Source organism: Huintestinicola butyrica (assembly GCF_025567215.1).
Classification (GTDB): Bacteria; Bacillota; Clostridia; order Oscillospirales; family Ruminococcaceae; genus Huintestinicola; species Huintestinicola butyrica.
In genome coordinates this window covers 144,869-151,049 of record NZ_JAOQKB010000007.1, presented here as the reverse complement: position 1 = coordinate 151,049, position 6,181 = coordinate 144,869, and the positions used below count along the sequence as shown (strand labels likewise).

General features: G+C 48.7%; 5 protein-coding genes and 1 pseudogene. 1 reads left to right on the top strand and 5 read right to left on the bottom strand.

Translation table 11 applies throughout. The annotated features are described in order from the left end of the window. Together OCV68_RS09270 and OCV68_RS09265 are read right to left on the bottom strand one after the other, a co-directional pair. Positions 1-750, bottom strand: a pseudogene (locus OCV68_RS09270) (type IV secretory system conjugative DNA transfer family protein); the annotation flags it as partial. A 156-nt stretch (positions 751-906) separates the two neighbouring features. Continuing rightward, positions 907-2,784: an AAA family ATPase gene (locus OCV68_RS09265; RefSeq protein WP_133143588.1), complete on the bottom strand. Its 1,878-nt coding sequence runs from the start codon at positions 2,782-2,784 to the stop codon at positions 907-909. An 89-nt stretch (positions 2,785-2,873) separates the two neighbouring features. Here OCV68_RS09265 and OCV68_RS09260 point away from each other — a divergent pair, with 89 nt between their 5' ends. Further along, complete coding sequence (locus OCV68_RS09260; RefSeq protein WP_107630382.1) at positions 2,874-3,293, top strand: nuclear transport factor 2 family protein; 420 nt, start codon at positions 2,874-2,876, stop codon at positions 3,291-3,293. A 77-nt stretch (positions 3,294-3,370) separates the two neighbouring features. Here the strand turns inward: OCV68_RS09260 and mobQ are convergent, their stop codons facing one another. The 3 genes from mobQ to OCV68_RS09245 all read right to left on the bottom strand — a co-directional run bounded on the left by mobQ (position 3,371) and on the right by OCV68_RS09245 (position 6,173). Next, positions 3,371-4,888, bottom strand: a complete 1,518-nt coding sequence (gene mobQ / locus OCV68_RS09255) for a MobQ family relaxase (protein ID WP_262572148.1) — start codon at positions 4,886-4,888, stop codon at positions 3,371-3,373. Between the two features lie 242 nt (positions 4,889-5,130). Next, the gene (locus tag OCV68_RS09250; protein WP_107630379.1) at positions 5,131-5,427 is read right to left on the bottom strand and encodes a DUF3847 domain-containing protein; all 297 of its coding nucleotides are present in this window, start codon (positions 5,425-5,427) and stop codon (positions 5,131-5,133) included. A 122-nt stretch (positions 5,428-5,549) separates the two neighbouring features. Continuing rightward, the gene (locus tag OCV68_RS09245) at positions 5,550-6,173 is read right to left on the bottom strand and encodes a VanZ family protein (RefSeq protein WP_006861283.1); all 624 of its coding nucleotides are present in this window, start codon (positions 6,171-6,173) and stop codon (positions 5,550-5,552) included. Positions 6,174-6,181: the final 8 nt, after the last annotated feature.

Sequence of the window (6,181 nt, the reverse complement as noted above, 5' to 3'; positions counted from 1 at the left end):
CGCTCCTTTCTTCGGTTTTAGGTTGTGTGTTCTAAGAGACTTCCCAACCGCTTGATTAAGAAGTCTTTTAGAGCATACAACACCTGCCGCCATCTTGAATTTGCGGTACTGCTTGACGGCGAAGTGGTCCGGCTCCCGTTCCGCCAACTGAGAAAAGAGCAGGTCCACCGGGCTTTGATAAGTCTCGTCATCTTCTCTGGCTTCACTGGCATTGATAAGGTCCAGAAGTGTGATGAAGTTCTTTTCTTCCTCCGTGGCCTCGTACCAGATGTAGCCGATCAGCGCGGAATAATAGAGGCGTTCCGCTTTGACCCAGAAATCTTCCGAAGATTTTTCGCCTTCGCCCTTCGTGTTCATAATCAGGGCGTTCACCAGCTTTAAGATATCTTTCTCTGATCGGATATAAGCCAGCGGATTGTATTTCATGGATTTTCGGAAGTTTATCAGGTTGAGGCACTTGATACGGTATTTCTTCCGTTCCAGGAAAGCGCCGATCTCCGGCAGCAAGGTTCCTTTCGGATCAGTGCAGACATAGGACGAATGAGCTTGCAGCAGCGACGGCTTACAGAAGAACCGCGTCTTGCCGCTGCCGGAACCGCCGATCACCAGAATGTTTTTATTTCTGGCATACTTCGGCTGCTTTGGACGGCTTGCCATCGTGATCCGTTCCGTCTGCGTCATGGGGATGTTCTGGAAAAAGTCCTTGTCCATGTAGGGAGCGATATCTGCCGCCGTACCCCATGAAGCGTTTTGTCAAGTGCCTTTTTGAGTTATTGACGCAACATAGGCTCTTTTTTCCACGATAAAGCCCCACGCGGTCATACATGAGGCTGTGGGATTATGGTTGAAGTGGCGAAGTGGCAAAGTGGCAAGGTATCTGGATTTTGCCACTTGGATTTTGCCAGTTCACTTTTTTAGGGCATGATACCATGCTGCGCCGATACGCTTTGAGGTAATGCGCCCGTCAAGGTTTTTCTTTGCCGCCCGGACAGTACGGGCAGAAATCCCCGCGTCGACTGCGGCTTTCTCTATGTCCTCGCTGGCAAGCTCTTTTCCGTTTGCCAGTAGCTCAAGTATCAGCTTTTCAGCCTGTTCGGTTTTGGTGGCGTTATTGCCGCCCGCGCCGGACAGCAACTCGTCGGCGGTTATATCATATTCGCCTATCCACTCAAAGCCTGTTTCCGGGTCAAGGCAAAAGGCAACGGGCTTTCCCTCCGGCGCAAGGGAAGATTTGTCGTGAATGATAACACGCACATTCGGCTCACGCTTCACGCGCCCGATTAAAAGGACGCTCCTTGCTGCGGCTCTAAAGTCGATAGAACCTAAGCCCCTGTATGCGCTCTGTCCTCCGGCAGCTTTGTTGAGGTGTCCGATAAGGATAACAGCGCACCCGGTACGCTCCGCAACTTCGGCAAGGCGGCGAAAAATGGGGCGCACCTCGTTTGCCTTGTTCATGTCGGCTTTGTCGCCCATATACGCCTGTATGGGGTCAAGGATAATCAGACGCGCCCCGTTCTGTATGATTGCTTTCTCTATGCGCTCGTCGGACAGGGTAAGCTCCCGTTTTGCTTCATCAATCACAAGCACCCTGTCAAGGTCTGCGGCGGCTTCTATCAAGCGGGGCTTGACGGTATCGCCCAAACCGTCCTCGGCGGTCTGATAAATCACTTGAAACGGCTGCATGGGCTTCATGCCCGGAAGCGCTCCGCCAGTGGTACAGGCAGCGGCAAGGCGCAACGCAAAGGTGGTCTTTCCCTCGCCGGGGTTGCCCTGTACTATGGTTACTTTCCCAAAGGGGATATACGGTTTCCATAGCCATTCAACGGTCTGTGTGTCAACCTCGCTCATGCGGATAATCTCAACGGTTTCTTCCTGTGGCGGCTCTTTCAAGCCATAGACAGCTTCCCGCAGATATTTCCCGTCTGTGATTTCATTCCGGCGCGTCTGCACCTCGTTCCAGTCTTTGAAAAGAGGAATAAGGCGGTGGACGGTCAAGCCCTCCGGCATAAGCTCCACAAGGCGGCTGCAAGCGTCGTTTCCGGCTTGGTCGCTGTCAAGGCAGAAATATACGGTCTTGATGTTCGGGCGGTCAGAGAGAAAGCGCATAAGGGCTTTATCTCCCACGCCACCCAGCGCAAGATAGCTTTGCTTCTGCCAGTCCTTTTTGAACAGACAGAGAAAAGATAACAGGTCAATAGGGGCTTCAAAGACAAACAATCTTTCGCCCTCGCCCCGATAGCAGAAGTTAAAGGCTTTGTCGCTGCCTTTCACATCAAGCCGGAAGTTCCTGGCTGTGCCGCGCTGGTGGGCGTAGCGTGGTACTCCGTCCTCGTCCCGCCCTACGAATACGGCGTTATGGTGGGCGGCTTCCTCGTAAATATCCCCGGTGGAAAAGAAAAAGCCCGACACATCTTCATCAATGCGGCGGACGGCTGTGAGGTAGTTCCTCGCTATGCGGTTGTCGGGATTGCGGGGCGGCAATCGGAAGTCAGAAAAGGACGCGGGGCTTGGTCTGTCCGGCGGCGGTGCTGCGCCTTTTTCTCCCGTCAGCAGTTCTACGGCTTCGGTAAAGCTCTTTCCGAAAAACTCCATGACAAAATCAATGGGTGCGCCGCCTTTGCTTTGGCTGTGCCTGTACCATTTGTTTCCCCGGATAGTCAAGCTGTCATGCCGTTTCCAACGGTATTCCTGTCCGGCGCGGGTAAGCTGCTCGCCCTGTCCTTGCAGAAAAGAAACAAGGTTGGCTTGGTTGGCGCGGTCTATTTGTTCTTGGGTGTAATACATAGTTGATACCTCTCTTTCTGTGGTTGAATTGTTCATAGTTTTGATGTAGAATGAAACCGAAAAATCGGAAGTTAGTGAGGTGCTGGATTGTGAATGAAAGAGAAAAAATTATTCACTTATGGTTTGAAATGTGGCTTACAAAACAGGATTTAGGTATTGATGATATTTTTGCAGAAGATGTAATTTATACTGAAAGTTGGAGTCCAAAATATAATAACCGTCAAATCGTAAAACACTGGTTTCAGGAATGGAATACTCGTGGCAAAGTCGTTGCTTGGGAAATCAAACAATTTTTCCACAAAGGAAATCAGACGATTGTGGAGTGGTATTTCAAAAATGAAATGAACAATGGGAGCATAGAGGAATTTGATGGAATTTCGCTGGTTGAATGGACAAAGGATAATAAAATAAAATCATTGAAAGAGTTTGGTTGCAATTTGAATAATTATAATCCTTATGAGCATAGTGACCAGCCCGAATTTAGGGACGAAAGAGCAAGTTGGTTTTAATATTAGGTATCAATAGCGTCCATTTTATCAGAAAACATTTAGGACGGACAGGCAAAATAGCTTGCCCGTCCTTTTCTTTATCTCTCCTGTTCCTGCCGCTTGGTGCGGTTCTGTGTCTGCTCCGGCTGCTCGGCTTTCAGCGCAATATCCACACATTTGCGTATTTTCTGAAGCTCGGCAACTTCGGCGCGGGCAGCTTTCAGTTTGGTGTAGTCGGTATCTCTCTGCGCTTTGAGGTCAGCGTATTCCTGTTTCCATTCGGAGATAGGCAGCGTCTTTGTATCCGTCAGATTTGCATGGAGATAGCGGCTTGCTGCGTTCCATAGAGTCAGCTCGGCGCGGTGGGCTTCCTCATACTTATCTCGTTTGTTCGTCCAGCCATTTTTCAGCTTTTTCAGTTCGGCATGAATGGGCTTATACTGCAAATAATTCTCGCCGTTCTCTATCAGCTTTTGCAGCTCTTTCATGCGCTGCTCGGCGGTTTTCATTCCCTCCCGGATAGAAAAGGCTTCATCACTGACAGATGAAAGAGAAGCGTCCAACTCGTCAAGAGTGGAGATACCATGCTCCGCAAGATAATTCGCTGCCTGTGATATGGTTTTCAGTTCGTCGGCTGCGTGTTGGTGCTGCCAGTTCTGCGAATACTTCCGGCTCTTTTCCCTCTGAACGCTCAAATACTTCATCAAAAGATTTGCAAGGTTCGGGGACTTCGGCGGCTGTAGTTTTCTTGGGGCGGTTTCCCACGCCGCAAGCAGTCCGGCAATCCATTCTTTGAGGTTGCCGATCTGCGCCCGGATTTCCTTTATCAGTCTATTTGATTTTCGGATAGTCCGGTTCAGTTCGCCTTTCTCGGTGGCTATGCCTTTCTTCTCCATTTGGCAGGCGGCTACGCCCATGTGGACAGTAGGTATCTCGTCAATTCCTCTCTCGGCGTTGCTGCGGTGGTCGATACGCTCTGTGCTTCCGGCGCGTTCAAGATAGCTGTTTGAAATATCAGCCCACGCCTTACGCCACAAGAGGGCGTTGCCTTTGTCGTTCCAACCTGTGAGGTCAACTTTGTGGGTGTTGTATCTGCCGCTTGGCAAGCGTATGCGCTCGCCGTTCTCGTCAAGGTCATATTCCTTTTTAGATTTCGCCGCCCATGCGCCGCGCTCGTCAAGTGGTCGCATAGTTAGCATGATATGACAATGGGGGTTGCCGCTGTCGGTGTCATGGATAGCAAAATCCACGCACATTCCTTTGGAAACAAATTGAGAGGAACAGTATTCCCGGACAAGCCGTATCTGTTCCTCTCGTGATAATTCTATGGGGAGTGCTGCGTCAATCTCACGCGCAAGCTGGGCGTTCCCGGCTTTCTCATAAAGCTCCACGCTGTTCCATAGTGTAGAACGGTCAGAGAAAGAGGGCGGGGCATGGGGCGGCAGCATGATTTCGGTATGGACAACGCCGCCTTTGCGGGTGTAGTCGTGGGTCATTCCGTCCCACTCGTTTGTCAGCTTTTCGCCGCTTCGGTAGGCGGCTGCGGCAACGGCTGATTTACCTTTGCCCCGGCTGACTATGCTGATGTTACAATGGTAAATGGCTATGGGTATCACCTCCAGTATAGCGGATATAAAACTTGTGGAAAATGAATAGCTTGCGTAGCAAGGTGTTCGGTTTCCGCAAGTACACAAAAGGGTAGACAGCGCAAGCTGTCGCAGGGGAAGTGTAGCGTCCCCTGTCTGCGGCAAAGCCGCCAATCGTAGCGCGGAGTAAAATCCCTGTGCGAAGATAAAGCCCTCGGCAGAGCGCACACGCCCGTTAGGGTGTATAAGTGCGCCCTTAGTGTCTAAGGGATTTATTCAGCGTTTCCGCTTTCGGCTCGTTTTTTCAGATATTTCCGTACCGGCTCACTCGTCAATGCAAGCCTAAGAAGTGCTGCGGCTTCCTCGTCGCTCATGTTCTTTGCTTCCGGCACAATGCTTTCAAAGACTGCGCCCCGAACGATAAGGCGGTGGCTGCGCGTTCTGCGTTCCTCTTTGGATAACTTCTGACGCAACATCTTTTCCCGGTTCTCAAACTGCCGGATTTTCTTCTTTCCGTCCTCAATCTCGACTTGCAGTTCCTCGCGGGTTTTCTCTTTTGGTTTTGTCATGGTTGGTTGCTCCTTTCTGCTCATAGGCATAGAAAAAGGACAGTCGATTTTCTCGGCTGCCCTTGTGAGTGGGTTATTTTATTTATGTTGTGTGCTGTTTATTGAAATATTGAAAAAACACTTTATCCGATGTTCAATACATCATGGATTACCCAGGGTTGAACTGTAACCATAACCATATATATATAAATTACAAACAAAAGCACTTCGACCGTACCATTAACATTCTCGGATTGAAGTTTTTTTCTAAAATTATTCGGCAAAGCTTTTGATAACAGATAATAAATCCAATATCCCAAACAGGCTCCAGCCGTATTTATAATAAGGTCATTTATATCCGATGAACCCCAGCCAAACATCTGAACAATTTCAACAGATAAAGAGAATAGAAAGCCAGTTAATGCAACTGTCTTTATGTGATGATACTTTTTATACAGAAATGGCAGGAAAACTCCTAAAGGTACAAATAAAATTAAATTAAGTATAGTATCTATTGGTCCGGTTATCATACCGAGAAACGGAATCAGGGAAATCTTTGGACTAAATGATATTGTGCTTGTATAGCCAATACCTGCTACGGTTAAAATTCCAAATAGATAATAGCAAAACACAAATACAGCAGCAATATGAAGAAGGCTTTGCTCTCTTCCCGATTTTCTAAGATATAAAAAATACAATATGAGAATTGGAACTATAAACACATACCCGCTAATCGAACGGATAATAATGTCAGAAATTGGTAACATTTTTTTCA

Coding starts and splice junctions, on each gene's coding strand:
- OCV68_RS09265 (WP_133143588.1), bottom strand. CDS start 2,784: ATGTATTACACCCAAGAACAAATAGACCGCGCCAACCAAGCCAACCTT.
- OCV68_RS09250 (WP_107630379.1), bottom strand. CDS start 5,427: ATGACAAAACCAAAAGAGAAAACCCGCGAGGAACTGCAAGTCGAGATT.
- OCV68_RS09245 (WP_006861283.1), bottom strand. CDS start 6,173: ATGTTACCAATTTCTGACATTATTATCCGTTCGATTAGCGGGTATGTG.